The 507-nt window shown below is 33.5% G+C and carries 1 protein-coding gene and 1 tRNA gene; one reads left to right on the plus strand and one right to left on the minus strand.

The window, feature by feature from the left end; all coding sequences use genetic code 11:
• Positions 1-54: 54 nt before the first annotated feature.
• Positions 55-148, minus strand: a tRNA-Lys gene (locus tag NZ896_06865).
• Positions 149-240: 92 nt separating this feature from the next.
• Between NZ896_06865 and NZ896_06870 the strand changes: the two genes are divergently transcribed.
• Positions 241-507 (plus strand): SAM-dependent methyltransferase (locus tag NZ896_06870; protein ID MCS7117161.1); only part of this gene is annotated, 267 nt, incomplete at its 3' end.

Raw genomic sequence — 507 nt, forward strand, 5'->3', positions numbered from 1 at the left:
TTTTTGACAGAAATAAATTTTTAAATTGTTTAATCATTGTTCATATTCAACAAACGGGCCTGCGGGGATTTGAACCCCGGACCTACTGGTTTCTCCAAAGAGTGTATTTTTAAGAGCCAGCCGCTCTTCCTGGCTGAGCCACAGGCCCTATCATTTTGGTAAAGCTTAAGGTATTTTTAACTTTTTATAAAATGCAAAATTCTTTATCAAGCTCTTTAGAGCCTATTAGATAGAGGAAAGATGTTGACTCTAGTGGGATTAGGAGTTCAAGGAATAAAATCGATAACATTAGAGGGATTTGAAGCACTAAAGGAAAGTGATATAATTTTTCTTGATGGTTATACAACTTATATCCCAGAAAATTTTGAGGAAGAATTAAAAGAAATTATTAAGAAAGATGTAATTGTTATATTTGAAAGGAAGAAAGTAGAGGAACAAGTGGACAGAATTTTAGATGAAGCTAGGAGAAAAAATGTTGTCTTTGCTGTATTAGGCGATCCTCTTTTT

It is taken from the genome of Nitrososphaerales archaeon (assembly GCA_025058425.1).
Lineage (GTDB): Archaea > Thermoproteota > Nitrososphaeria > Nitrososphaerales > JANXEG01 > JANXEG01.